19 protein-coding genes and 1 pseudogene are annotated in these 25308 nt (G+C 74.4%); 6 read left to right on the forward strand and 14 right to left on the reverse strand.

The window, feature by feature from the left end:
- Positions 1–811: 811 nt before the first annotated feature.
- Genes ACLQ2V_RS19140 through xylA form a run of 4 tightly spaced genes read right to left on the reverse strand, consistent with a single transcriptional unit; the run spans position 812 to position 6090 of the window.
- A complete protein-coding gene (locus tag ACLQ2V_RS19140; protein ID WP_425719873.1) occupies positions 812–2233 on the reverse strand; it encodes an MFS transporter in 1422 nt (473 codons plus the stop codon).
- Positions 2234–2284: 51 nt separating this feature from the next.
- On the reverse strand, positions 2285–3385 hold the full coding sequence (locus ACLQ2V_RS19145; protein WP_425719874.1) for a DUF5925 domain-containing protein: 1101 nt from the start codon (positions 3383–3385) through the stop codon (positions 2285–2287).
- A 40-nt stretch (positions 3386–3425) separates the two neighbouring features.
- On the reverse strand, positions 3426–4892 hold the full coding sequence (gene xylB / locus ACLQ2V_RS19150; protein ID WP_425719875.1) for a xylulokinase: 1467 nt from the start codon (positions 4890–4892) through the stop codon (positions 3426–3428).
- A gap of 10 nt (positions 4893–4902) precedes the next feature.
- The gene (gene xylA, locus ACLQ2V_RS19155; protein ID WP_425719876.1) at positions 4903–6090 is read right to left on the reverse strand and encodes a xylose isomerase; all 1188 of its coding nucleotides are present in this window, start codon (positions 6088–6090) and stop codon (positions 4903–4905) included.
- Positions 6091–6157: 67 nt separating this feature from the next.
- On the opposite strand from xylA, the gene ACLQ2V_RS19160 reads away from it, so the two are divergent.
- Positions 6158–7393, forward strand: a complete 1236-nt coding sequence (locus ACLQ2V_RS19160; RefSeq protein ID WP_425719877.1) for an ROK family transcriptional regulator — start codon at positions 6158–6160, stop codon at positions 7391–7393.
- Positions 7394–7548: 155 nt separating this feature from the next.
- Complete coding sequence (locus ACLQ2V_RS19165) at positions 7549–9129, forward strand: PP2C family protein-serine/threonine phosphatase (protein WP_425719878.1); 1581 nt, start codon at positions 7549–7551, stop codon at positions 9127–9129.
- Positions 9130–9210: 81 nt separating this feature from the next.
- Here the strand turns inward: ACLQ2V_RS19165 and ACLQ2V_RS19170 are convergent, their stop codons facing one another.
- Positions 9211–9897, reverse strand: coding sequence for a MarR family transcriptional regulator (locus ACLQ2V_RS19170; RefSeq protein ID WP_425719879.1), 687 nt, complete (start codon positions 9895–9897; stop codon positions 9211–9213).
- Positions 9898–9996: 99 nt separating this feature from the next.
- On the opposite strand from ACLQ2V_RS19170, the gene ACLQ2V_RS19175 reads away from it, so the two are divergent.
- Complete coding sequence (locus tag ACLQ2V_RS19175; RefSeq protein ID WP_425719880.1) at positions 9997–11127, forward strand: PP2C family protein-serine/threonine phosphatase; 1131 nt, start codon at positions 9997–9999, stop codon at positions 11125–11127.
- Positions 11128–11196: 69 nt separating this feature from the next.
- Here the strand turns inward: ACLQ2V_RS19175 and ACLQ2V_RS19180 are convergent, their stop codons facing one another.
- The 8 genes from ACLQ2V_RS19180 to ACLQ2V_RS19215 all read right to left on the reverse strand — a co-directional run bounded on the left by ACLQ2V_RS19180 (position 11197) and on the right by ACLQ2V_RS19215 (position 21355).
- A complete protein-coding gene (locus ACLQ2V_RS19180) occupies positions 11197–12681 on the reverse strand; it encodes a sugar transferase (RefSeq protein ID WP_425719942.1) in 1485 nt (494 codons plus the stop codon).
- Positions 12682–12877: 196 nt separating this feature from the next.
- Positions 12878–14635, reverse strand: a complete 1758-nt coding sequence (locus tag ACLQ2V_RS19185) for a substrate-binding domain-containing protein (protein WP_425719943.1) — start codon at positions 14633–14635, stop codon at positions 12878–12880.
- Positions 14636–14771: 136 nt separating this feature from the next.
- The gene (locus ACLQ2V_RS19190; protein ID WP_425719881.1) at positions 14772–15812 is read right to left on the reverse strand and encodes a lactonase family protein; all 1041 of its coding nucleotides are present in this window, start codon (positions 15810–15812) and stop codon (positions 14772–14774) included.
- A gap of 100 nt (positions 15813–15912) precedes the next feature.
- Positions 15913–16515 (reverse strand): GTP-binding protein, encoded by a 603-nt coding sequence (locus tag ACLQ2V_RS19195; protein ID WP_425719882.1) that lies wholly within the window; start codon positions 16513–16515, stop codon positions 15913–15915.
- Positions 16496–16882, reverse strand: a complete 387-nt coding sequence (locus ACLQ2V_RS19200; RefSeq protein WP_425719883.1) for a DUF742 domain-containing protein — start codon at positions 16880–16882, stop codon at positions 16496–16498. The genes ACLQ2V_RS19195 and ACLQ2V_RS19200 overlap by 20 nt, the downstream gene beginning before the upstream one ends.
- Entirely contained in the window at positions 16872–17294 is a 423-nt protein-coding gene (locus ACLQ2V_RS19205; protein ID WP_425719884.1) for a roadblock/LC7 domain-containing protein, read from the reverse strand. The genes ACLQ2V_RS19200 and ACLQ2V_RS19205 overlap by 11 nt, the downstream gene beginning before the upstream one ends.
- Positions 17294–19627: a sensor histidine kinase gene (locus ACLQ2V_RS19210; protein ID WP_425719885.1), complete on the reverse strand. Its 2334-nt coding sequence runs from the start codon at positions 19625–19627 to the stop codon at positions 17294–17296. Before ACLQ2V_RS19210 ends, ACLQ2V_RS19205 begins: the two co-directional genes overlap by 1 nt.
- 237 nt (positions 19628–19864) lie before the next feature.
- Positions 19865–21355: a catalase gene (locus tag ACLQ2V_RS19215; RefSeq protein ID WP_425719886.1), complete on the reverse strand. Its 1491-nt coding sequence runs from the start codon at positions 21353–21355 to the stop codon at positions 19865–19867.
- A gap of 620 nt (positions 21356–21975) precedes the next feature.
- Here ACLQ2V_RS19215 and ACLQ2V_RS19220 point away from each other — a divergent pair.
- From ACLQ2V_RS19220 to ACLQ2V_RS19230, 3 genes are all read left to right on the forward strand, one after another.
- On the forward strand, positions 21976–22611 hold the full coding sequence (locus ACLQ2V_RS19220) for a hypothetical protein (protein ID WP_425719887.1): 636 nt from the start codon (positions 21976–21978) through the stop codon (positions 22609–22611).
- Between the two features lie 11 nt (positions 22612–22622).
- Positions 22623–23951: a hypothetical protein gene (locus ACLQ2V_RS19225; RefSeq protein WP_425719888.1), complete on the forward strand. Its 1329-nt coding sequence runs from the start codon at positions 22623–22625 to the stop codon at positions 23949–23951.
- Between the two features lie 154 nt (positions 23952–24105).
- Positions 24106–24525, forward strand: a complete 420-nt coding sequence (locus tag ACLQ2V_RS19230; RefSeq protein WP_425719889.1) for a hypothetical protein — start codon at positions 24106–24108, stop codon at positions 24523–24525.
- Positions 24526–24610: 85 nt separating this feature from the next.
- Here ACLQ2V_RS19230 and ACLQ2V_RS19235 read toward each other — a convergent pair.
- Positions 24611–25201 (reverse strand): annotated as a pseudogene (locus ACLQ2V_RS19235) (dihydrofolate reductase family protein).
- Between the last annotated feature and the right edge of the window lie 107 nt (positions 25202–25308).

Below are 25308 nucleotides of genomic sequence, written 5' to 3' on the forward strand. Positions count from 1 at the left end.
ATCAGCACCCCCGCGCGTCCTCTCCCGCAGCTCAAGATCCGCGCATCTTCGGGGAAAATGCTGGCTGAACCCCTGATCGAGCCAGCATCTTCAGGGAAAATGCGCGGATCTTGGCTGCGCAGGGGTGCAGGGCGGGCGATTGGGCGGGCCGCAACCCGATCCGCCCATCGGTGCCCGGTCACCCGGCGACCGGCACCCGGCGACCCGGCGACCGGCGACCGGCGACCGGCCCCATCCAACATCCGGCCACCCCGGCATCCGGCCACCGCCCATCCAGCATCCGGCCACCGCCCATCCGAAGCGGGCGCGAATGCCGCCCTCGACGTCGCCACGCTCGTGATTCGCTTACGACATCAGCTCCAAAGGACCGGCAACGCAGCCCTCGTCGGATCGGAGAGCATCGGAGCTACGGCCAGGTGCCGATCGCACCTCCGCCGGCCGCAAACCGCCACCGCACCACCGCCGGCCGCCGCCACCGCACCACCGCCGGCCGCAAAACCGCCACCGCCGGCCGCAAAACCGCCACCGCGCCGCCACCGGCCGCAAACCACCACCGCACCACCGCACCACCGCCGACCGCAGACCGCCGCTCCTAGCCGCGAGGCTGCCAACCAGCAGCATCGCGCCGATCGTGCGGCCGCCGAAACCGCCCGGCAAACCCACGCAACTCGCGCAACCCGACAGATCCGCCACACCCGCGCAACCCACCAGCCCGCGCAACCCACACCCGCGCAACCCACCAGCCGCGCAACCCACCAGCCGCGCAACTCACCAGCCGCGCAACCCACCAGCTCGCGCAACCCGCAGGCTGCTACAGCCGGTCGGCGCGGGCGTGCAGCAGGTCGTGTACGGCGTCGATGTCGCGGGACGAGGTGCGGGAGGCGAGCCAGTACATGATCCCCGTGGGGATGAAGAAGAGCTGGAACGCGGCCAGCCCGACGGCGTAGTTCAGCGGTGGCGGGAAGGCCGCCCGCAGTCCGTGGAAGGCCACCCCGACCAGGCCGTTGCCGGCGGCCCGGCCGACGCCGTTGACCAGGTTGCCGAGGCTGTAGACGGTGCCCCGGTGCTCGGGCGGGTTGACGTCGGCGATCAGGGCGAACCAGTTGGGCGAGTTCGCCGAGGTCAGCGCCAGGGCGACGACGGCGGTGAGCAGGCTCAGCCCGACCGTCGGCTCGGTGAACACGCTGGCCAGCACCGCGCCGACGACCGCACCGGTGCCGCCGCCGTCGGGCACGTCGATGCGCAGCGGCACGAAGAACAGGACCAGGTAGAACGGCAGGGCCGCGAGGATGCCGACGGCCGCGACCAGCGCCCTGCCCCGGGGCGTACGGCGCTGCATGGCGTCGCCGACCAGGCCGCCCACGATGGAGAGCGCCCCGCCGAGCTGGAACAGGGTGGCGAAGACGCTCCCCACCACCACGGCGGTGGCCGTCGAGTAGCCCTGCGCCTGCGCCCGCTGGGTGAACAGCACCGGCAGCCAGACCAGCGAGCCGAACGCGGCCTGGGCGGTCAGGCCCTGCAGGATCAGCCAGCGGTTGGTCCGCCGGGCCAGGATGCGGGGCAGGTCGGCGCGGGTGATCCGGTAGTCGTACTCGGCGCCGGTCGCCAGCACGCCGGCCAGCTCCGGTTCGCTCTGCCCACGCCGGATGTCGTAGGTGAACAGGTACCCGACGGTGGCGACCAACCCCACGACGGCGAGCAGCCAGAAGGGACGCCGCCAGTCGGTCGCGCCGAGCAGCCCGCCGGCCAGCGTGCCGGCCAGGGTGCCGATGCCCTGGGAGAGCCCCCAGAAGCTCATCACCAGCCCGCGTCGGCGGGGCGAGATCAGGTCGGTGACCACGGAGAAGCCGACCGAGCCGACAGCGCCGAGGCCCACGGCCGCGACGAGTTGGGCGGCCAGGAACGTGGGGTAGCTCTGCGCCAGGGCGCTGCCGCCCGTGCCGACCGCCCAGACCAGGGTGCCGACCATCAGCAGCGGCTTGCGGTCGGTGCGGTCGCCGACGTACGCCCAGCCGACCGCCGCGACGGCGCTGACCAGGAAGCTGACGGCGGTGACCAGGCCGAGCATCCGCTGCGACACGTCGAGCGCCCCGGAGAGCGGCCCGTACAGCGGCGGCACGAGGCCGATGGCCACGTTGTCCAGGGAGGCCAGCAGCACGAAGACCACGACGCTGTACGCGCGGTGCGCCGCCGTGCCGCCCCGGGCCGCCCGGGGGCCCCTCGTCGAGGTCATGCCCAGCAGCCAACCAGGCCCGGCGAGCGGCCCGCTCACCGGGCCGGGCGCTCAGAGGTACCCGCCGATCTCCGCGGCGACGGAGGGGACGGTCGGGGTGCCGGCGCGCAGCGCGTACAGCTCGGCCAGGGTGGCCCCGGCGGACGGCACCCCGGCGGCGGTGCCGAGCCAGCCGGCGGCCTCGCCGTGGGACAGCGGGCCCACCTCGACCCGGGCCAGGCAGCGGCCGGGACGGACCACCGCCGGGTGCAGCCGGGACAGGTCCTCGTTCGTGGTGATCGCGATGAGCACGTCGCGGCCCTGACCGAGCAGCCCGTCGGTGAGGTTGAGCAGCCGGGACAGCGCCTGCCCGGTTGCCTGCTTCGCCTCGCCGCGGATCAGCTCGTCGCAGTCCTCCAGGATGAGCAGCCGCCACCGCCGGCCGGTGCCGGCCTCCCCGTCCTCCTCCTCGCCGACGGCGACCTCGGAGAGGTACGACGTGTCGGCGAAGAGCACGTCGGGGTCGAGCACGCTGTCGACCTGGCACCACGGCCGCCACTGCCGGCTCAGCGCCCGCAGGGCGGTGGTCTTCCCGGTGCCCGGTGCCCCGTGTAGCAGCACCAGCCGACCGGTGATGCTCTCGGGGGTGACCGTCATCAACGCGTCCAGGGCCGCCCGCGCGGTCGCCGTGTAGTTGCCGCGAATCTGCGACCACTCGGGGGCGGCGATGGAGCGCAGGTCCCGCTGCGCGCCCCGGCGCTGGTTGTGGTGCCAGAAGCCGATCCGCCCGGTGTCCGGGTCCTCCGGCTCGGCCGCCCCCGCAACGATCCGGTCGAGGGCCGCCTGACCCACCTCGTCGTCGACGGCGGTGACGGTCACCTCGGCACCCCGCCCCTTCCAGGTGACCACCCGCGCGGTCCAGCCCTCCCCGCCGAGCAGCCGGGAGCGCTGCCGGTGCTCGATGGCGACGCGCAGCAGCCGCCCGTCGGGTGGGGTGAGGGTCGCCGCCGGGTTGACCCGGGACAGCCGCACGGTGTGTGACCAGGGGTGTCGGCCGGTGACGAAGTCCGCCAGCGCCAGCGCGTCGATCACGTCGCAGGGGGTGTCCGCGTCGTCGTACTGCAGGATCGAGGGCAGTTGCCCGGGGCCGTCACCGGCGGGAGTGGAACGCATCAGTCGATCATCGCCAGCCGGGACGGCCACGGACAACCCTTTACGCCTCGGGGGGCGTCCCGTACGCCGGGTCGACGCGGTCGAGCACCCGGTCGCGGGCGGCGGCGTAGCGTTCCCGCACGGCGGCGACCCCATCGGCGGCGAACTCCTCCACTCCGGCGGCGGGCCACTCTGGCGGGTTGGCCCCGCCCAGGAGCAGCCAGGCGGCCTGGCGGGCGGCCCCGTCGGCGACGTACTCCCCCGGTGGTGGGACGACAACCGGGCGGCCGAAGACCTGCGGTGCGATGCGCCGCACCGCCGCCGACCGGGCCCCGCCGCCGACCAGGATCACCCGCTCGACGCGGGCCCCCTGGGCGACCAGCGCGTCGAGCCCGTCGGCGAGGGCGCAGAGCATCCCCTCGACGGCCGCCCGCGCCAGGTGGGCGGGGGTGGCGGTGCGCAGGGTGAGCCCGTGCACCGACCCGGTGGCCGAAGGCCGGTCCGGGGTCCGCTCGCCCTCCAGGTACGGGACGGCGACCAGCCCGTCCGCGCCGGGCGGCGCGGCCAGCGCCAGGTCGGAGAGCTCGTCGAGGCCGACCCGGAGCATCCCGGCGGCGGCGTCGAGCACCCGGGCGGCGTTGAGCGTGCAGACCAGCGGCAGGTACCGGCCGGTGGCGTCGGCGAAGCCGGCGACCGCGCCGCCGGGATCGGCGGCCGGGGCGTCGGCGACGCTGAACACGGTGCCGGAGGTCCCGATGGAGACGACCACGTCGCCGGGGCGGGCGCCGACGCCGAGCGCGGCGGCGGCGTTGTCGCCGGCCCCGGGGCCGAGCAGCACCCCGCTGGCGGTGTGGCCGGCGAGCGCCGCCGGGTCCAGGGTGCCGGCGGCCTCGGCGCGGCCGAGCACGACCGGCACCGCCAACGCCCGACCGAAGGCGCGTTCCAGCAGGTCGGGGCGGTATTGCCCGGTCGCCGGGGACCAGTAGCCGGTGCCGCTGGCGTCGCTGCGGTCGGTGCGCAGGGCGCCCAGGCCCGGCGCTCCGGCCAGCCGCCAGGTCAGCCAGTCGTGCGGCAGGCAGACGGCGGCCACCCGGTCGGCGTTGGCCGGCTCGTGCCGGGCCAGCCAGCGCAGCTTGGTGACGGTGAAGCTGGCCACCGGCACGGAGCCGACCGCGTCGGCCCAGAACCGCCGGCCGGCCTCGCCGCCGCCGGCCTCCTCGATGAGGTCGGCGGCGGCCCCGGCCGACCGGGTGTCGTTCCAGAGCAGGGCCGGGCGCACCACCTCGCCCGCCTCGTCGAGGCAGACCATGCCGTGCTGCTGGCCGGCGACCGAGATCGCGGCCACGTCGGCCAGGCCCCCGGCCGCCTCGACCGCCGCCCGCAGGGCCCGCCACCAGGCCGCCGGGTCGACCTCGGTGCCGTCGGGGTGGGGTGCGCGGCCGGAGCGGACCAGCGCGCCGGTCTCCGCGTCGCGGATGACCAGCTTGCAGGACTGGGTGGACGAGTCGATTCCGGCGACCAGGGGCATGGCGGCGGCCTCAGCGGGCGCCGAGCAGGTGCTCGACGGCGAGCTGGTTGAGCCGGACGAAGCCGAAGCCCTTCGCGGCGGCGGCGTCGACGTCGTACTCCTCGAAGGCGGTGCGGTCGGCCAGCAGGTCCGCGTAGCTCTCGCCCGGCGCGAGGGTGGGGGTGGCCAGGTCGGCGACCCGGCTGACGGCGAGCGCCTCGGCCACCTCCGGGTCGGCCCGGAACGCCTTGGCCCGCTCCTTGAGCAGCAGGTACGTGCTCATGTTCGCCGCCGCCGACGCCCAGACCCCGTCGATGTCCTCGGTGCGGGAGGGCTTGTAGTCGAAGTGGCGGGGGCCGTCGTAGGCCGGGCCGCCGCCGGGGCCGCCGTGCTCCAGCAGGTCGACCAGGGCGAACGCGTTGAGCAGGTCGCCGTGGCCGAAGACCAGGTCCTGGTCGTACTTGATGCCGCGCTGGCCGTTGAGGTCGATGTGGAACAGTTTGCCCTGCCAGAGGGCCTGGGCGATGCCGTGGACGAAGTTGAGGCCGGCCATCTGCTCGTGGCCGACCTCGGGGTTGAGGCCGACCAGCTCCGGGTGGGCCAGGGTGGAGATGAACCCCAGCGCGTGCCCGATGGTGGGCAGCAGGATGTCGCCGCGCGGCTCGTTCGGCTTCGGCTCCAGGGCGAAGCGCAGGTCGTAGCCGCGGTCGAGGACGTACTGGCAGAGCAGGTCGACGGCCTCGCGGTAGCGCTCCAGCGCGGACTGCACGTCCTTGGCCAGGTCGTACTCGGCGCCCTCCCGGCCGCCCCACATCACGAAGGTGCGGGCGCCCAGCTCGGCGGCGAGGTCGACGTTGCGCAGCACCTTGCGCAGCGCGTACCGCCGCACGTCGCGGTCGTTGCTGGTGAAGCCGCCGTCCTTGAACACCGGGTGGTTGAAGAGGTTGGTGGTGACCATGGGGACGACCAGGCCGGTCTCGTCGAGCGCCTTGCGGAAGCGGGCGATGCGGCCGTCGCGGGTGGCCGCGTCCGCGCCGAAGGGGACGAGGTCGTCGTCGTGGAAGGTGATGCCGTAGGCGCCCAGCTCGGCGAGGCGGTGCACGGCCTCGACGGCGTCCAGCTCGGGGCGGGTGGCGTCGCCGAACGGGTCGCGGGCCTGCCAGCCGACCGTCCAGAGACCGAAGGAGAACTTGTCGGCGGGAGTGGGGCGGGGCGCCATGGCGAACCTCCGTCAGCTATTTGTTCAGTGATTGAATTATTTGGCGGACGTATGGCAGTGTCAAGGGGTGCACCGCCCCGCCGCCCCGGCTGCGGTCCGCCAGGGCAGCCTCCGCGAGCTGAACCTCGCCGTGGTGCTCGGCCGGATCGCCGCCGCCCCCCGCCCGCCCTCGCGGGCCGACGTCGCCGCCGCGACCGGCCTGACCCGGGCCACCGTCTCGGCCGTGGTCGACGACCTGATCGCCGGCCGGCTGGTCGCCGAGGCGGAGCCGGCCCCCCGCGCCGGGGCCGGGCGGCCCGCCCGGGGGCTGGTGCTGGCCGGCGACGGCCCGGCCGGGCTGGGCCTGGAGGTCAACGTCGACTACCTGGCGGTCTGCGTGACCGACCTGGCCGGCCGGGTCCGGCACCACACCGTGCACCGGGCCGACCTGCGCCCGCTGCCCCCCGCCGACGCGCTCGCCCGGCTCGTCGCGCTGGCCGACGCCGCCCGCCTCGACGCCCGCCGGCAGGGGCTCACCCTGGCCGGTGCCGTCCTCGCGGTCCCCGGGCTGGTCGACGCCGCCGGGCTGGTCCGCCTCGCCCCGAACCTCGGCTGGCGGGACGTGCCCGTCCCCGCCCTGCTGGCCGCCCACCCGCCGCTGGCCGAGCCGGTCCCCGGCATCCCGGCGCTCGTGGTGGAGAACGAGGCCAACCTGGCCGCGCTGGGCGAGCTGCATGCCGACCCGGACGGCCCGGTGAGTTTCCTGCACATCTCCGGGGAGGTCGGCATCGGCGCGGGGATCGTCCTGGACGGTGCCCTCTTCCGGGGCGTGCGCGGCTTCAGCGGCGAGATCGGCCACCTGACCGTCCGGCCGGCGGGGCGGCCCTGCGGCTGCGGCGGCCGGGGCTGCCTCGAACGGTACGCCGGCCAGGAGGCCGTCCTCGCCGCCGCCGGGCTGGACCGGGCGGACCTGCCCGCCGACACCGCCGCCGCCCGGCTGGCAGACCTCGCCGCCGCCGGCCACCACGCCACCCGGGCGGCCCTGGCCGAGGCCGGCGCGGCGCTCGGGGTCGCGGTGGCCGGCGTGGTCAACCTGCTCGACCTCGACACCGTGGTCCTCGGCGGCGGGTACGCCCGGCTCACCCCCTGGCTGCGACCGCCGGTCCTGGCCGAGGTGTCCCGACGGGTACTCACCGCCGCCTGGTCGCCGGTGACCGTACGCCCGTCGGCGCTCGGCCCGGAGGCCGCCGTGGTCGGCGCGGCCGGCTCCGTCGTCCGGCGCATCGTCGCCGCCCCGGTCGGCTGGCTCAACCGCGCGGGCTGAGCCGCCGCCCTCGCCCGGCGGTCGGCCGCCTCTGCTCGCTGGGCGCGCGCCGGAGCGCCTCGGTACGCTTGCGCGGAGTCGGTGGCGTCGCGAGGCGGAGGAGCGCTCAGGACCATGCACACAGGTCGGCAGACCGGTGCGCCCGGCGCCTGGCGATGACGACCGACGCGGGGCTGGCCCGCGAGCTGCTCGACGGGCTCTCCGAGGCCGTCGTCACCGTCGATCCCGGCGGCGTGGTGACCCTGGTCAACGCGATGGCCGGCGTGCTGCTGCCGGAGTTGGCCCCCGGTGCCGAGCTGGCCGGCTGCCCGGTGCCCGCCCTGGCCCGCGCCGGCGTCGCCGGGGCCGACACCTTCGACGCCGAGCACCACGGCCGGCGGCTGCACGGTGTGCGTCGCCCGCTGCGCGGCGGGCGGTGCGCCTGGTACGTGCGGGACGTCACCGGCGAGCAGGCCCGCGCCGCCGCACTGCGCGCCGAGCGGTCACGCACCGCGTTCCTGGCCCGCGCGGGCAGCCGGCTCGGGCTCTCCCTGCACCGCGAGCAGGTGCTGCGGGCCACGGCCACCCTGCCGGTGCCGTACCTGGCCGACGCCGCGCTGGTCGTCGACCACCCGCCACCGCCGGCCGAGCACGCCCCGCACTGGACCCGGTACGTCGCGGGTGACCCCGCACCGACGACCGGCGTCAGCGCCGGGGAGCTGCTCACCGCGCTGCCCGGCCTCGCCGAGGCGCTCGGCGGCGACCTACCGGAACCCGCCCCCTGGCGGGACGCCGAGCCCGCCGGCCTCGCCGAGGTGCTGCCGGGGGGCCTGCCCCGGGCCGGGACCGTGCTGGCCAGCCCCATGCCGGGCACGGGCGGCCCGGCGGGCGCGCTGGTGCTGCTCCGGTGGGCCGGGCGTCCCGGTTTCGACGGGCGGGACGTCGACCTGGCCCGGGAATTCGCCGCTCGGGCCGGTGCCGCCCTGCTGGCCGCCGGCCTCTACAGCGAGCAGGCCCACCTGACCCGGGTACTGCAGAGCAGCCTCCTCCCGCCCGACCTGCCCGCCGTGGCGGGCGTCGCCCTGGCCGGCGGCTACCGGGCCGCCGGGGACGGCCTGCGCATCGGCGGCGACTTCTACGAGGTCTTCCCCACCTCGGCCGGGGCCCTGTTCGCCCTCGGCGACGTCTGCGGCCGGGGCGTCGGCGCGGCGGTGCTCACCGGCCGGGTCCGCCAGTCCCTGCAGACCCTGCGCCTGGTCGAGCAGCGCCCGCTGGAGCTGATGGACCTGCTCAACCGGGCCCTGCTCGACGCGCCGGTCCACACCCGCCGCAGCCAGCTCACCACCCTGTTGCTCGGTGCGCTGACTCCCGAGCGGGACGGCGGGGTCCGGGTCCGGGTCGCCGGCGGTGGCCATCCGTCCCCGCTGGTGGTCCGGGCCGACGGCGGCGTCGGGACCGTACGGGTCGGCGGCATGCCCGTCGGCGCGCTCAGCGCCCCCCGGTTCGCCGACGCGCAGCTCCGCCTCGCCCCCGGCGAGTTGCTGTTCGCCCACACCAACGGGGTGACCGAGGCCCGGGGTGGGGCGGGTGGGACGGAGATGTTCGGCGACGAGCGGCTGCGGCGGGCCGTCGCGTCGGCGGCCGGGCTGCCCCCCGCCGCCCTGGTCGACCGGGTGCTCCAGCTCGTCGACGAGTGGCTCGACGGGCAGGGCCACGACGACATCGCGATGCTGGCCGTCGCCGCCGACCACCGCTGAGCGCGAGCGCGCGCCGGTGTCGGGGGGCCGCAGGCACGGTCCGGTCCGGATCCCCCGCCCCGGGCCGCGCCGCCGCGCGGGTCAGGCCGTACGGGGCCAATCGCCGTGCGGGGCGGGGTCGTCGGACCGTCCGGGCCCGCCCGACATCGTCGGCCTGCCCGGCGAGGCCGCCTCGGGCAGCGTCGTCGCCTCGGGCCACGTCGTCGCCTCCGGGCGCGTGGGCTCCGGGCGCGTCGGCTCGGGGCGCGTGGTCGTCTCCGGGCGCGTCGGCTCGGGGCGCGTCGGCTCGGGGCGCGTGGTCGCCTCGGCCGCTCGGGTCTGCCCCGAGTGCTCCGCCCTCGGCGGCTCCGGTGGGTGCCGACGCCGGGCGGCCTCGTCGAACTCCCGGATGCCGGCCAGCAACGCCCGTCGTCCCTCGGGGGTCATGCCGGCCAGCACCGCCGCCAGCCGCTCCTGGCGGTCGGCGCGCAGCTCGGCGAGGAGCTGTTCGGCCTCCGGGGTGAGGTGCAGGGAGATCACCCGCCGGTCGGACCGGCCCGGCTCGCGCTCCAGCATCCCGGCGGCGACCAGCCGGTCGCAGAGCCGCGAGGCCGACGAGAGCAGCATGTCGAGCAGCGTCGCCAGCCGGCGCAGGTTGATCCCGTCGTGCTGCTCGACCGCCATCACCGCGCGCAGTTGGGCCCCGGAGAGCCGGCTGGTGGTCGACTCACGGGCCGCCTCGAAGACCGAGAGCAGGGTGCCGGCGGCCGCATCGAGGGCTGCGGCCATACTCGCTTCTGGTCCGCGTGGACCGCGTTCTTCGGCCATGGTGGGCACGACACTACCCGCCGTTCCTGGCCGCCGGCCCGTCCGAACAGGGGTGCGACGATGAGCGGTGCCGCAGACCGGGCCCGGCGGACGCTGACCGAGGCACCCGCCGACCTGCTGGTCGACCGGTTGGCAGCGGAGCTGGAGCGGTCGTACGGGATCACCGAAGCCGAGCTGTTCCAGGTCGACTACCGGCTTTCGGGGCTCCTGCCGCTCACGGAGGGTGAGGCGCTGACCGAGGCCGGGCACCCGGCCTGGCGGTGCTTCGACCACCAGGAGCCGATCGTCGTCGACCGGGTCGGATACCTGCCGGTGAGCATGCGGGGGGAACGGCAGGGGGTGCTCCGGCTGGCCCCGGTCCCCGACGACCGGGCCGTGATCGACGAGTTGTTCGGCATCGCCACCGCCCTCGGTCACGAACTGGTCGCGGTCAACCAGGGCACCGACGTGTACCAGGCCGCCCGCCGCAGCCGGCGGCTCACGCTGGCCGCCGAGATGCAGTGGGAGCTACTGCCCGGACGCAGCCGGATCCGCCCCTCGTTCAGCCTGGCCGGGCAGCTCGAACCGGCGTACGCGGTGCGCGGCGACAGCTTCGACTGGTCCGACGACGGCCACCGGCTGTGGCTGTCGACGATCAACGGGATGGGCGAGGGGGTCGCCGCGTCCGCGCTGACCGCGCTGGCCACCCACGCCCTGCGCAACGCCCGCCGGTGCGGGCTCGGCCTGGCCGACCAGGCCGCGCTGGCCGACCAGGCGCTGTACGCGATGCACCGGGGCGAGCAGCACGTCTCGGTGCTGCTGCTGGCGCTGGACCTGGCCGCCGGGGTGCTGACGGTGGTCGACGCCGGATCGCCCCGGTTGGTGCTGCTGCGCGCCGGCGAGGTGGTCGAGCTGCCGCTGGAGGCGCAGTTCCCGCTGGGCATGTTCGACGACACCGACTACCGGGAGCAGCGTTTCACGCTACTCCCGGGCGACCGGCTCTTCGTCCTCAGCGACGGCGTCCTGGACGCGACCGGCCAGGAGGTCCGCTACGGCGAGACCGCGCTGGACCGGTTCCTGCGCCGGACCGGCCCGATGGCACCGCTGGAGGCGGTCCGGTCCCTGATCGGCGACCTGCGGGCGTTCGTCGCCGGCGACCTCATCGACGACGCGGTGGTCGTCTGCCTGGACTGGACGGGCCCCCAGCCCTGACCGACGAGGGCCACCGCCGGGACGGCGGGGCCGGGACGGCGGGGCCGGGACGGCGGGGCCGGGAGTCGGTCAGTACGCGCCCCGGCTGCGCATCACCGCGCCGAACGTCTTCCACATGATCGTCAGGTCGGCGGCCAGCGACCAGTTCTCCACGTAGTACAGGTCGAGCCGGATGCCGTCCTCCCAGCTCAGGTCGGATCGGCCGCTGACCTGCCAGAGGCCGGTCATGCCGGGCTTGACCAGCAGCCGCCGCGCCACGTCGCCGTCGTAGCGGGCCACCTCCGACGGCAGCGGCGGGCGCGGGCCGACCAGGCTCATCTGGCCGAGCAGCACGTTCGCCAACTGGGGCAGCTCGTCCAGCGACCACTTGCGCAGCACCCGGCCGACCCGGGTCACCCGGGGGTCGTCGCGCATCTTGAACATCAGGCCGTCGGTCTCGTTGCGGGTGGCCAGCTCGGCGAGGAGCGCGTCGGCGTTGACCACCATGGTGCGGAACTTCAGCACCCCGAACTCCCGACCGCCCTGACCGACCCGGGTCTGCCGGAACAGCACCGGCCCCCGGGTGTCGAGCTTGACGGCCAGCGCGATCGCCGCCAGCAGCGGCAGCAGCAGCGCCAGCGCCAGCGACGCGGCGGCCCGGTCGACGAAGCCCTTGACCAGCTTGCGGGCCCCCCTGAACTCGGGGGCCTCGACGTGGATGAGGGGCAGCCCGGCGACCGGCCGGGTGTGGATGCGGGGGCCGGCGACGTCGGTCAGCGCGGGCGCGACGACCAGGTCCACCCCGGTGCCCTCCAACTGCCAGCCGAGACGCCGCAGCCGGGTCGCGGTCAGCTCGCCGGAGGCGGTGACCGCGACGGTGTCCGCGCCGATCGCGGTCACCGCCTCGGGGATGCCTCGGAACGAGCCCACCACCGGCACGTCGCCGAGCCGCTGCGGCACCGGTGCCAGCAGGGCGTCGGGGATGCACGCGCCGACCACCTGATAGCCGGCGTACGGCTCCCGGCGGAGCTGGTGCACCAGCTCCAGCACGTGGGCGGTGTCGCCGACCACCAGCACCTTGCGGGACCATCCCCGGCCCTGGGAGCGGGCCCGGTGCAGCCGTTTGCGCGCGGCGAACCGGGCCACCTCCAGGCCCAGCATGCCGACCGCGAAGGAGATGGCGAGGAAGCCCCGGGAGACGCCGACGTCGGCGATGTAGCCGGCGATCGCGGTGCCGCCGGCGAGCCGCAGGCAGGCGGTGCCGACCCGGCGGTACTCGTCCGCGCCGTAGCCGAGCACCCGGTCGTCGTAGCAGCGCAGCACCTTCAGCGAGACCAGCCAGGTCAACACCAGCGCGGGGGCGACCACCACGTAGGGGATCTTCGAACCCACCGGCTCCTCGTCGCCGAAGCGGGCGACGTAGCCGATGAGCACCGCGGCGGCCAGCACGGCGGTGTCCAGCACCACCAGCATGCGTACGTACGCCCGCTCGTCGACCCGGGCCACCGGCCCGGATCGGCGCGTACCCGGACGTGGTGGCGTCCTGGTGGGGGTCAACAGCGTCGCCGACGTCACCGGCACTACCCCATTCTGCTGAGGACGGCCCCGGTGCGCGGTCGGAATCCCCCGTGGGACCGGCGACAGCGGAGCACGCCGACATCTTGCCTGACGGCCATGGCTACCGATTGCTTGGGACGGGTTCCCGTCAGTTTCCTCCGGAAGGTGATGCGACGGAAGACGTATCCGGTCACGGCCTGCGTCGGTCGACGGCTCAGCGGGGCGCGTCCGGGCGGAGCGTGACCGCCTTCAGGAAGAGGTCCCCGCTCCGGGCCGGGTCGTCGGTGACGAAGCTGCCGCCGCCCGTGATCTTGGTAATCGGCTCCAGGTCGGCCAGGCTGACGTCCTGACCGACGCCGATGATGACGACCGGGACCGGCCGCTCGGGATCGGCGATCCGCTTCAGCTCGGCAATCAGCTGCTGCTGGGACATGCCGCTGTCGTCGTCGTTGCCGCCGGCGGTGAAGAGCACGATCGAGTTGAGCCGGTCCGGCAGCCAGCCGGTCTGGACCTGCCGGTAGGCGGCCAGCATCGTGTCGTACAGGCCGGTGCCGCCGTTGGTGGGGCGGATCGCGGCCAGCTCCCGCTGCAGCCGGACGCGGTTGGTCGTCAGCGGTTTGATCGGTGCCAGCTCCCGGTGGTCCTGGTTGCCCTTCAGCCGGGTGGAGAAGGTCCAGAGCCCCACCGGCGAGGCGTTGCCGAACAGGCTCAGACCCCGCTGGGCCGCCGCCACGGTGGCCTGCCCCCGGGTGGTGCCGTCACCGCTGGGCACCGGCCCCTTCATGGTGGCGGAGACGTCCATCACGCAGAGCAGCCGGATCGGCTGGGCGGCCATCGACCAACTGGAGACGGCGCGGTCGACCGCGGCCAGGCCCGGAGCGCCGGCCAACGTCGACGCGGCGAGCCGACGGGGGGCACCCTGCGGCGCCCGGAAGCCGGCGCCCCAACTGCCGTCCGGGGCGCGCAGCGACCGCTCCGCCAGCCGGTCGCGGAAGGCCGGCTCGGTGAGCACCCCGTACAGGGCCTTGGCGGCGGCCTGCTTCCCCGGCGACATGCCGGGCAGCACCGCGTACGGGTAGTCCAGCGTCGCCAGCGCCGGGTTGAGGTAGACCGCCGCCAGCGGAACCGGCGGTTTCCGCTCGTTGTACGACAGCACGTCCTCCTCGGAGAGCACGGCGGCGTCCAGGCCGCCGGTGATCGCCGTCGGCTCGGCGGTGGCGGCCGCCGTCGGCTGGGCGGCCGGGAACCGGGCCAGCAACTCCGGGCGCACCACGGACCGTCCGGTCACCAACGCCCGCAGCACACCGGGGTTGGCCCGCTGCTCGGCGGTGGGCACGTCCGCCGTCGCGGTCAGCGACAGCACCGCGGAGAGGCCGGCCGCGTCGCGCGTCGGCTCCACGATCCCGGTGCGCAGCGGCTTGCCACCGTTGATCTGTTGCAGCAGGTCGGCCCAGGTCAGCGCCCGGTCCGGCCAGCCGAAGCGGGCGGCGGCCACCGCTTCGGGCGCCGCCACCACCACCGGGCTGCGGGCGACCGACGCGCCGTTGGTCGGGTTGAACGCGGCGGCCCCGGCGTTCTTCAACCGCAGCAGCCAGGTCGAGGAGTCCGGTATCCACACGTCGGGGTTGACCGCGTCGCCGCCGACCGTGGGCACGCCGGGCAGCTGCACCCCGTGCTTGCCGGCCATGGCGGCCGCGACCTCCACCGGATCGATGGCCGAGACCTCCACCACGACGCAGGTGCCGGCGGCCACCGCCCCGTCGGCCATCCACCGGGCGGCCGCGGCCTTCACCGCGGGGGCCAGCTCGGTGGCCGCCGCGACGCTCACCTCGACCTGCCCGGAGCAGGACGGCCGCGCCACGTAACGGTAACCGAACCAGGCCCCGGCGACGACGACGGCGAGCGCGGTCGCCGAGGCGACGGCACCCGCTCCATTGAGACTTATGCGCATGCGATGGCGGCCCGACATGATCATTATCTTGCGTACCGGGTGGGGCTGGTGCCATGGCCGTTCGGACGGAATTGATCAGGAACCGCAGCTTGGCGGGCATTTCGCCACACTCCGCGACGATTCAGCCCCGGAAGGTCATCGGACCGGCCGCCTCCCATCAGGGCAGGACGCAGGTCGGGCTGGGCACCGGCACGGGCTCGCCGACCGGTTCCGGAATCCCCGTCGCGGCGTCCACCCGGAACACCCGGACCATGTCGGCGCGCTCGTCGGCGACGTAGAGGTGCGCGCCGGTCAGGGCGAGGTGCCGGGGCCACTCCCCGCCGGTGCGCACCTCGGCGACCAGCTCCGGCAGCTCCCCGGCGAGGGCGAAGACCGCCACCGTGCCGACGCCCCGGTTGCCGACGTAGAGGAAGCGGCCGTCTGGGCCGACGGTGATCTCGGAGGGCTGGACGTGACCGGCGCGGGCGCTGGCGTCGACCCGGCCGCGCTGGTGCAGCGCCCCCGCCGGGGTCAGCTCGTACGCGGTCACCGTGCCGTCCAGCTCCCCGGCCAGCCAGCAGCGCCGGCCGTCGGGGTGCCGGGCCAGGTGCCGGGGGCCGGTGCCGGGCACGGTCTGGAACCGGGGCCCTGCGGGCACCAGCCGGCCGGTGGGAGCGTCGAGGTCGTACCGGTAGACGGAGTCGGTGCCGAGGTCCACGGCCAGCAGTGGTCCGCCCTGCGGCGCCGGGGAGACCATGTGGCAGTGCGCCCGCTCCTGGCGTTGCGGATCGGGGCCGCGGCCGACGTGCACCACCAGGTCGCTGCGCTCGCCGGGGACCCCGGCCGCGTCCAGCGGGAAGACGGCGACGCTCCCGCCGCCGTAGTTGGCCACGACGAGGTGCCCGGCGTCGGGGGTGACCGCCAGGTGGCAGGGCTCCGCGCCGCCGGTGCTCCGCGCCGCCAGCGGGGTCAGGTCGCCGTCCGGGCCGACCCGGAAGGCGCTGACCTCCCCCTCGGGCACCTCGTTGACGGCGTAGAGCACCGGCAACGTGGGATGCCGGGCGAGGAAGGACGGCGACGGGGTGACCGCCACGGTGCCGAGCGGGGTCAGCGCGCCGGTCGCCGGGTCGCGCCGGGCGGCGACGATCCCGTCGCCCCGCCCCCCGCCGCTGGCCGCCGTGTAGCCCCCGATGTGGACGATCGCCTGCTGCCCGGTCACCCGTCCCACCCTTTCGCCGCTGTCGGTGTGGATCTACCCAGAGCTTTCCCCGCCAGCGGTCGGATCAGGCCTGTTTCCCGCGATTGGCCGGGTTCAGGGCTCAGGGCACCGGGACGGGCTCGCCGCGCTGCCGGGCGACGTGCTCGACGAGGGAGATCAGCACCAGCTTGCCCGACTGCCGGTCCCGGGCGTCGCAGAACACCATCGGCACGTCCGGGTCGAGGTCCAACGCCCGGCGTACGGAGTCCAGGCCGAAGCGGCGACGGTCGTCGAAGCAGTTCACCCCGACCACGAACGGGATGCCCCGCTGCTCGAAGTAGTCGATCGACGGGAAGCAGTCGGCCAGCCGGCGGGTGTCGGCCAGCACCACCGCCCCGAGCGCCCCGAAGGCCAGCTCGTCCCAGAGGAACCAGAACCTGTCCTGGCCGGGGGTGCCGAAGAGGTAGACCTGAAGGTCCTCGTTGATGGTGATTCGGCCGAAGTCCATCGCGACCGTGGTGGTCGACTTGCCCTCCACCCCGGAGAGGTCGTCGACCGAGGCACCGGCCCCGGTGAGGATCTCCTCGGTCTGCAACGGCCGGACCTCGCTCAACGCGCTCACCAGCGTCGTCTTGCCGGCACCGAAGCCGCCGGCAATGAGGATCTTCAGAGCCAGCGGAATCCGCAGTCGGGATCCGTCACGGTCATAGTGCACGGAGTCCACTGACCACCGCCTTGAGAATGTTGTCGTCGGGTAGGAACGTGGTCCCGGCCGGTGCGTGCACCGATACCAGGCCACGGGCGAGCAGGTCACCCACCAGCACCCGGACCACGCCCAGGGCGAGGTCCAGTTCGGCGGCGAGTTCGGCGACGGGCAGCGGCCGCCGGGTCAGCTCGACCATGCGCCGCTGCTCCGGGTGCAGCGCAGCGCGGGTGGCCGGGTCGACCGCCCGTGCGGCGAGCACGAACGCGACCACGTCGAGACAGACCGAGGGTCGGACCCTACCCCCGGTCAGGGTGTACGGGCGGACCACCGGCCCGGCGTCGGCGTCCAGCCACTCGTGCTGCGGCCCGGGTGACTCAGCCCGCATCGGCGGTCCCCGAGGCGCTGCGGGCCGGCGCGGTGAGGTTCTCGCCGACGCGGGTGACCAGCATCGCCATCTCGTACGCCACCAGGCCGATGTCCGCGTCGGCCTCGGCGACCACCGCCAGGCACGCGCCCTGCCCGGCGGCGGTGACGAAGAGGTACGCCGACTCCATCTCCACCACGGTCTGGCGCACTCCCCCACCGGCGAGGTGCCGGCTGGCGCCCTTGGCCAGGCTGGAGAAGCCGGAGGCCAGGGCGCAGAGGTGCTCGGCGTCGCTGCGGTCGGAGTCGGCCGAGGAGCCGAGCAGCAGCCCGTCGGCCGAGAGCACCACCGCCTGACGGGCGGCCGGCACCCGCTCCACCAGATCGTCGAGCAACCAGTCGAGATCGGCGTTCGGCCTCGTCGTGTGCACCACTAGGCGTCCCTCTCAGAAGCGGTCGAAGGTTGCGGATCCGCCCGGCCGTCGTGATCGGGGGCGGGGGCGGGGGCGGCGTCGGGGCCGGGTGGGGCGGGCGGGGCGGCGGCGCCGTCGCGGCGGCCCCGGGCGGTGCCGGCCTGCAGGGCGGACATCAGCCGGCGGGCCTCCTCCGGGGCGCGGGGGGCCGGCGCCTCCGAGGCGGTCAGCCGGGTACGGGGAGCGGGGCCGCGCCGGCGTACCCGGCGGGGCAGGCCGTCGCCCTCGGCGGCCGGATCGGCCGGATCGGCCGGCACGGTGCGGCTCGGCACCAGCGGCACCACGGCGGTCGGGGAGGCGAGGCGCTCCCGGGTGGTCCGGCCGGTGCGGGGCCGGGGCAGGGTGCCGATCCGGGTGACCTTGGCCAGCCGGCGGCCGTCGGCCGAGTCCGGCTCGAGGGACGGCTCGGGCGGCTCGGTGGTGACCAGGTCGGGCGGGATCAGCACCACGGCGATGATTCCGCCCTGCCCGGCCGGGCGCAGCTGCACCCGCACCCCGTGCCGGGCGGCGAGCCGGGCCACCACGAAGAGCCCCAGCCGGGCGCTGTCGGCCGGGTCGAACTCCGGCGGCGTGGCCAGCCGCCCGTTCGCCTCCGCCATCGCCTCGGCGGACATGCCCAGCCCCTCGTCGGTGATCTCCAGGGCGTACCCGTTGGGCAGGCTCTGCCCGCGCACGGTGACCCGGGTGCCGGGCGGGGAGTACCGGGTGGCGTTCTCGATCAGCTCGGCCAGCAGGTGGATGACGTCGCCAACGGCCCGGCCGACGGTGGCGGCGGGCTGCATGTCGATGATCTCCACCCGCTCGTACGACTCGACCTCGGAGATCGCGCCCCGGACCAGGTCGACCATCGCGACGGGGTTGCGCCAGCCCCGCCCCGGCGCCGCCCCGGCCAGGATGACCAGGTCCTCGGCGTGCCGGCGCAGCCGGGTGGCGAGGTGGTCGACCCGGAACAGCTCGGCCAGCTCGTCGGGGTCCTCGACGCGGCGTTCCATCCGGTCGAGCAGGGAGAGTTGCCGGTGCACCAGGCCCTGACTGCGCCGGGCGAGGTTGAGGAAGACCTCGTTGAGGCCCCGGCGCACGGCGACCTCCTCGACGGCGGCGGAGACCGCCGTCTGGGCCACCTGGTTGAAGGCGTCGCCGACCTGGCCGATCTCGTCGCGGCCGTACTCCAGCGGGGGCGTCTCCCGGGCCACGTCGACGTCCTCGCCGCGCCGCAGCCGGGTCACCACGTCGGGCAGCCGGCGCTCGGCGATCTCCAGCGCGGCGGTGCGTACCCCGTCGAGCCGTCGGGCCAGCGAGCGGCCCACCCGCACCGCGACCACCAGCGACACCACCACGGCGACGAGGCCGAGCACGCCGGCCGCGCCGAGCCGGACCAGGACGCCGACGGCGACCGGTACGACCCGCTCGGTCAGCTTCTCGGCCTCGCCCAGCTCGAAGTCCCGCAGGCTCTGCTGCACGGCCTCCTGGCTGGTCTGCCAGGCCCCGGCGTCGATCTTGGGGGCCCGGACCGAACCGGCCCGGACCAGGGTCTCCTGCAGGGCGCGGAGCCGGACGAAGTCCTCGCCCTCGACCATCCGCTGGTAGGCGGCCCGGCCTTCGGCCGGCAGGTCGGCCACCGCCGACTCGACGAGGAACTGCTGGTTGCCGATGGTCTGCACGAGCTGGGCGTGCTCGCCGGGGCGGAACCGCTTGGTGGCCAGCACCCCGGCGAGGATCGCGTCGGCCTGCCCGAGCAGCTCGCGGGAGCGGCCGAGCGCGGTCAGCGCGCGGGCCTGCCGGTTGTGGTTGTCGTCGGGGAGCGTGGCCAGCACCGAGAAGGCGTGGAAGGCCGCGCCCACCATGCCGTTGTAGAGCCCGATCGCGCCCGTGCGGTCCAGCTCGCGGCGGTCGATGAAGTCACGGCCGGCGGGCAGCGCGTCGAGCGCCCCGAGAAACTGCTCGACGCGGGCGTCGAGCACGTCCTCCGTGACGGCGCGCAGTTGCTTGCTGGCGGCTCGTCGGCGCAGGTCGGCGACGGCGGTGTCGGTGCTGCGCCGCTGCTCGGCCAGCGCCGGCAGCCGGGTGTCGCCGGCGAGTTGCAGCACGGTCAGCCGGCGTTCCCGTTGCAGCTCGGCGACGACCTTCTCGCCCGGCCGGCCCAGCTCGGACAGGAGGGTGTCGGCGGAGAGCAGATCCATGGCCGGGCCCACGGCGAGGCTCGTCGCGAAGATCCAGAGCGCCATCAGCGCGCTCACCGGCACGATGACCAGCGCCGTCAGCTTCGAACGGATCGGCCAGTCGCGGGTGTTCATCAGACCTCGCCCGGAAGGTGTGGCAGCGGGTGGCGCCGGGGCCGACCGGGCTTCGCCCGCCGTGGCACCGGGGCACCGGCACGGGCGCCCTCGGCAGGATACGTAATCGGCGACGCTTGCGGTACCGGCGGTACGCCCGACGCGCTGACCCGAACACGCTCCGCTGTGGCCGGTGCACATGCGAGCGCCCCGCCCGGTTCCGGGCGGGGCGCTCGATGGCGCTGGTGGGGCGGGGGATCAGACGGTGGTGGAGAGGCCGAGCCCCTCGGCGATCCGCCGGCCGTAGTCGGCGTCACATTGGCTGAAGTGCCAGACCATCTTCTCCTGGATGTGCTTGTCGCACTGGGCCAGCAGACCGGTGAGGTTGAGCACCAGGTCGTCGCGCTCCCAGTCGGCCATCTCGCGGAAGCGCCGGCCGGCCTGGGCGTAGTTGTTCTGCCGCTCGATCGGGGCCTTCATGATCTGCCCCGAGACGAACGGGCGGTACTCCCGGTAGGAGTCGTCGGCCTCGCCGAGCCCGGCGACCGAGGACGGCTCGAAGTTGATGTGCGGGTTGCCGCCCCGCTCGTCCACCCCGTACGACATCTGGCCGCCACCCTGGTTGGTGCGGACCTGGACGTCCTCGCGCGGCCGGTTGATCGGCAGTTGCAGGTAGTTCGGGCCGACCCGGTAGCGCTGGGTGTCCGAGTAGGAGAACGTCCGGCCGACCAGCATCTTGTCGTCGGAGAAGTCGATCCCGTCGACCAGCACACCGGTGCCGAAGGCGATCTGCTCGTTCTCGTTGTGGTGGTCGGTGATGTTGCGGTTGAGCGTCATCATGCCGACGGGGAGGTACGGGAAGTCCTCCTCCGGCCAGATCTTGGTGTCGTCCAGCGGGTCGAAGTCCAGCTCGGGGTGCTCGTCGTCGCTCATGATCTGGACGTTGAGCTCCCACTGCGGGTACTCGCCGCGCTCGATGGCCTCGTAGAGGTCCTTCGAGGCGTGGCCCAGCTCGGTCGCCTGGATCTCGGCGGCCTGCGCCTCGGTCAGGTTGTGCTCGCCCTGCTGGGTCATCCAGTGGAACTTGACCAGCACGGCCTCGCCTGCGGCGTTGACCAGGCGGTAGGTGTTGACCCCGGAGCCGCGCATGGTCCGGTAGTTCTTCGGGATGCCGTACGGCGAGAAGAGCCAGGTCAGCATGTGCATCGACTCGGGCGTGTTCGACATGAAGTCGAAGATCCGGTTCGGCTCCTGGCGGAAGGTCACCGGGTCCGGCTTCAGCGAGTGGATCACGTCGGGGAACTTGATCGCGTCGCGGATGAAGAAGACCTGGAGGTTGTTGCCCACCATGTCCCAGTTGCCGTCTTCAGTGCGGAACTTCACCGCGAAGCCGCGCGGGTCGCGGGCCGCCTCGGAGGAGTCCCGGCCGCCGATGACCGTGGAGAACCGGATGGTCACCGGGGTCTTCTTGCCCTTGGTCTGGAAGAGCTTCGCCCGGGTGTACGTCGAGGCCGGCTCGTCGCCGATCGTCCCGTACGCCTCGAACTCGCCGTGCGCGACGAAACCGCGCGCATGGACCACCCGCTCCGGGATGCGCTCCCGGTCGAAGTGGCTGATCTTCTCCAGGAAGTGGTAGTTCTCCAGCGTCGCCGGGCCGCGCGAGCCGACCGTCCGCTGCTGCTGGTTGTTGTGCACGGGGTGACCCTGACGGGTCGTCAGGATCGGCTTGCTGGCCTGCGGGTCGCTCATCGCTCTCCTCCGGTTCGGTGTCGCTGCCGGCGGTCGGGGCAGCGTCCCAGTACGTCACGTGCCCGGTTTGTCACCTCGCGCGTGCTGCGCCGCGAAGTGGCCGCCGCCGACGGGTCCAGGCGGGGGCCCGACCCCAACCCTGACGCATTTTCTGGAATCAGTCCAGTTTTCCCGCCCCCCGATTGTGTGCCGCACCCCATCCCTCCCCCGCCCGTCCTTCCCCCCTCCCTTTCCTCGCCCCTTCCTCGCGCCGCCCTCGCGCCGCCCTCGCGCCGCCCTCGCGCCGCCCTCGCGCCGCCCTCGCGCCGCCCTCAAGATCCGAGCATTTTCAGGGAAGATGCTGCCTCGAACCGGATTTCACCCAACATTTTCCCTGAAAATGCTCGGATCTTGGCGCGTGCAGGGGGCAGGTAGAGCGCGGATAGGAGGGGCGGGCGGACGGAGGGTGGGCGGACGAAGGGGCGGGGCGGGGGGTGACGGGGCGCGGGGTGACGGGCGGTGGGGGCGGGCGGGGTGGCAAGGAGCGCTGGCGCTGGGCGGCGGGGCGGCTGAGGAAAGTCGCCGGATCGGGATTGGCGATCAGCCTGGGGAGGGAATACCCAGGGGATGAAGGAGGAGCCATGTCGCCCACGCAGGTAATCGTCATAGTTCTGGTCGTGCTGGTGGTCGTCGCGGCCTTGGCCGTGGTGCTCCGGCAGGTCGCCCGCCGCCGCGCTCTGCGCGCCAAGTTCGGCCCCGAGTACGACCGGGTGGTCGCGGAGCGGGACAGCCGCTCGGCCGCCGAGCAGGAGCTGCGGGACCGGGAACGCCGGCACGCCGAGTTGACCCTCACCCCGCTCTCGCCCGAGTCACGCGCCCGGTACGCCGCCGCGTGGGAGGAACTGCAGGTCCGCTTCATCGACTCCCCCGCCGAGACGGTCAGCGACGCCGACGAGCTGGTCGGCCGGCTGATCGCCGAGCGCGGCTACCCGACCGGCGAGTTCGACGAGCAGGCCGCCCACCTCTCCGTCGAGCACGCCCGCACGCTGTCGCACTACCGGGAGGCGCACGAGATCCGGCTGCGCAACGAGCGCGGCGAGGCCGGCACCGAGGAGCTGCGGCAGGCCGTCGTGCACTACCGGGCGCTCTTCGCCGACCTGCTCGGTGCGGACCCGGTGGCCGGGCACTCGCCGCAGCAGCCCGACTCCGGCACCACCCCCGAGCATCAGCCGGACGCCACGCCCGCCGACCGTCCGCACGACGCCACCAGCCGCTGAGGAGAGCCACCATGCCCCAGGAACAGCAGATGAACAGCGATCATCCCGAGGCCGTCCGGTCCGCGCCGGTTCCGGTGCCCACCCCGGCCGACCGGCCCGCCGACACCGGCAACCAGCGCCACGGCGCCACCGATGGCCGCAGCGACCTGCCCGAGGACGTCCTGGACGACCGGGGTACCTTCGACGACCCGGCCGGGACCGACGACCACCCGGGCACCGCGCGCCGCGACGCCGACCACCCGGGCACCGCGCACCGCGACGCCGACGACCCGGACGCGACCGGCCTGTACGACACTCGCAACGCCGACGACCCGGACAGCACCGGCCTCTACGGCACGCGCAACGCCGACGACCCGGACACCGACACCACGCGCAACGCCGACGACCCGGACACCACCCGCCCGTTTGACGCAGGCAACGCCGACGACCCCGACGAGACCCGCCCGTACGCGGTCGGTGACGCAGGTTCGGACCGTAAGCCCGAGTTCCACGAGCCGGCGCCCCTGCCCACCGCGTTCGGGGCCACCAGCGTGGGTGACGCCGTGGCGGCCTCGGCGATGGCCAGTGGCCGGCCGGCCGACCAGCGGGACCCGCGCGGCGAGGAGAACGTCCAGCCCGGCGACGGCGCTCCGGGGCGTACCGACGAGTTCGACGCCGAGCGCGCCGACCCGACGGCCGCCGACCGCCTGCACGACCGGAACCGCTGGGCGGCTGCCGACGGCTCCCCCGACGACCGGCAGCACGCCGACGACGAGCACGCCGACGACCGGCACCACGGCGACGACCGGCAGCACGCCGACGACCGGCAGCACGCGGACGACGAGCACGCCGCCGCCGGGCCGGACGTCGCGCACGCGGATCGGGGCGACGAGCAGGTCGGGGCCGACCGGGACCGCGAGGACGCGGTGGTCGCGGGCGCGGCCGGATACGGCCGACCCGAGCCGGGCATGACCGACCCGGACGCCTCCCCCGGCAGCGGCATCGCCACCCCCGGCGCGGTCATCGCCGCCGCCGGCACCGGCAGCGCCGTTGGCGGCGCAACCGCGCGGCCCGCCTCCGGGGCGGTGCACGACGAAGCCACGGCTCTCTTCGAGCCGGACGCCGCCCAGGCGTTCCGGGACCGCTGGCGCGACGTGCAGCTCCGCTTCGTCGACGACCCGAAGGCCGCCGCCGGGCAGGCCCAGTCGCTGGTGGAGGAGGCCATCCAGGCGCTCGCCGCCGCGCTCGCCGAGCAGAAGAACAAGCTGGGCGACTGGCAGCAGACCGGCGACGACACCGAGCAGCTCCGCATCGCGGTACGCAGCTACCGCGACTTCCTGGACCGGGTGCTCGGCCGCTGACCGCCCTCCCGACGCCCTCACCCCGCGCGCCCCGGCCACGACGGCCGGGGCGCGCGGCGCGTCCGGGACCGCAGCAGTCACGCGGATTTGGTTGTAGTCTCAACTTCCTGACGCTAAGGTGCAAATCATCACGGTTGTCGATGAAAGGACCTTCATGTCAGCCAAGAGACTGCTCGCCGCGACCCTGGGCGCGCTGGCCGGCGCGGCCCTGCTGGTGTCCCCCGCAGCCGCCACCCCGACCGCCTCGGACTGCTCCACCTACGACGCCAGCGACCAGAGCGAATTCCTCGAGGGACACGCGTCCTACCCGTGGAGCTACTTCTGGAGCGAGGGCGAAGAGACGTTCTCGTTCTGCGTGGACATCCCGGACACCGCTGAGGTCCTCATCGAGGTGCGCGAGTTCAACGTCGACGTCGGGGACTGGACGACGACCGTGGCGACCGCCCCCGCCGGCCCCGGAGACAAGAAGTTCAGCTACCACACCGACAAGGCCTGGGGCTACCGCCTGTACGTGACGGGCATCAGCGGCAGCGGCACCTACACGGCGGGCATCAACTTCAGCAGGCTGGACTAGTCGCCTCCGCAACGTCCGGCGTCGACTCGATTCACGCCCGGACGGAAAGAACGGCCCCCTGTCTGCAGCAGGGGGCCGCTCCCGCTCAGGTCGGTCGGCGGCGCACCCGATACCGCAGGTGAAGCACCCGGTTGCTCTGAATCACCACGTCAGGATCCTCCAACAGATGCTGCGCGTCGACCGACCCGAAGTAGCGCTTGCCGGACCCGAACACGACGGGTACGACGTCCATGCGCACCTCGTCGACCAGGCCCGCGGCGAGCACCTGGCCACCGACGTCGCCGGCGGCGACCTCGACCAGGCGGTCACCCGCAAGCTCCTGCGCCTTGGCCACGGCTGCCTCGACGCCGTCGACGAAGTGGAACGGCGCCCCCGGGTCCCAGCCCTCGGGTGCCGGCCGGTGCGTCACGACGACCACGTGGTCGATCCCGCCCGGAGGCTACCCGTCCCAGCCGTCCGTCATGTCGAAGACGCGACGGCCGGCGATCGTCACCCCGATCTGGTCCCAGTACGGCCGGGTGTAGTCGTAGGAAGTCTGCGACACCTTCAACGCGCCGCTGGAGTCCAACGGGACGTCACCGCTGGTCAACCAGTCGAACAGCGGTCCGGGCTGGTCATTCTCGTCCGCGATGAAGCCGTCCACCGACACCGAGCTGTACATGACCACTTTGCCCACGGGCTCTCCTCTGCGTTGGGTGCCCTCAAGTTAGCGGGCCGTGAGCTGTCGTTCGGGCAGGAACCGCCGCCGGGCTTTCGGCGTACGGGGGGCCGGCGTGAGCCCGG

This window comes from Micromonospora sp. DT233, from assembly GCF_049841815.1.
In the GTDB taxonomy this organism is placed as follows: domain Bacteria; phylum Actinomycetota; class Actinomycetes; order Mycobacteriales; family Micromonosporaceae; genus Micromonospora.

Excerpts from the sequence above, each read along its gene's own strand:
- ACLQ2V_RS19225 (WP_425719888.1), top strand. The coding sequence starts at position 22,623 with ATGCCCCAGGAACAGCAGATGAACAGCGATCATCCCGAGGCCGTCCGG.
- ACLQ2V_RS19145 (WP_425719874.1), bottom strand. The coding sequence starts at position 3,385 with ATGCGTTCCACTCCCGCCGGTGACGGCCCCGGGCAACTGCCCTCGATC.
- ACLQ2V_RS19165 (WP_425719878.1), top strand. The coding sequence starts at position 7,549 with ATGACGACCGACGCGGGGCTGGCCCGCGAGCTGCTCGACGGGCTCTCC.
- ACLQ2V_RS19210 (WP_425719885.1), bottom strand. The coding sequence starts at position 19,627 with ATGAACACCCGCGACTGGCCGATCCGTTCGAAGCTGACGGCGCTGGTC.
- ACLQ2V_RS19215 (WP_425719886.1), bottom strand. The coding sequence starts at position 21,355 with ATGAGCGACCCGCAGGCCAGCAAGCCGATCCTGACGACCCGTCAGGGT.
- xylB (WP_425719875.1), bottom strand. The coding sequence starts at position 4,892 with ATGCCCCTGGTCGCCGGAATCGACTCGTCCACCCAGTCCTGCAAGCTG.
- ACLQ2V_RS19175 (WP_425719880.1), top strand. The coding sequence starts at position 9,997 with ATGAGCGGTGCCGCAGACCGGGCCCGGCGGACGCTGACCGAGGCACCC.
- xylA (WP_425719876.1), bottom strand. The coding sequence starts at position 6,090 with ATGGCGCCCCGCCCCACTCCCGCCGACAAGTTCTCCTTCGGTCTCTGG.
- ACLQ2V_RS19200 (WP_425719883.1), bottom strand. The coding sequence starts at position 16,882 with ATGCGGGCTGAGTCACCCGGGCCGCAGCACGAGTGGCTGGACGCCGAC.
- ACLQ2V_RS19220 (WP_425719887.1), top strand. The coding sequence starts at position 21,976 with ATGTCGCCCACGCAGGTAATCGTCATAGTTCTGGTCGTGCTGGTGGTC.
- ACLQ2V_RS19230 (WP_425719889.1), top strand. The coding sequence starts at position 24,106 with ATGTCAGCCAAGAGACTGCTCGCCGCGACCCTGGGCGCGCTGGCCGGC.
- ACLQ2V_RS19140 (WP_425719873.1), bottom strand. The coding sequence starts at position 2,233 with ATGACCTCGACGAGGGGCCCCCGGGCGGCCCGGGGCGGCACGGCGGCG.
- ACLQ2V_RS19170 (WP_425719879.1), bottom strand. The coding sequence starts at position 9,897 with ATGGCCGCAGCCCTCGATGCGGCCGCCGGCACCCTGCTCTCGGTCTTC.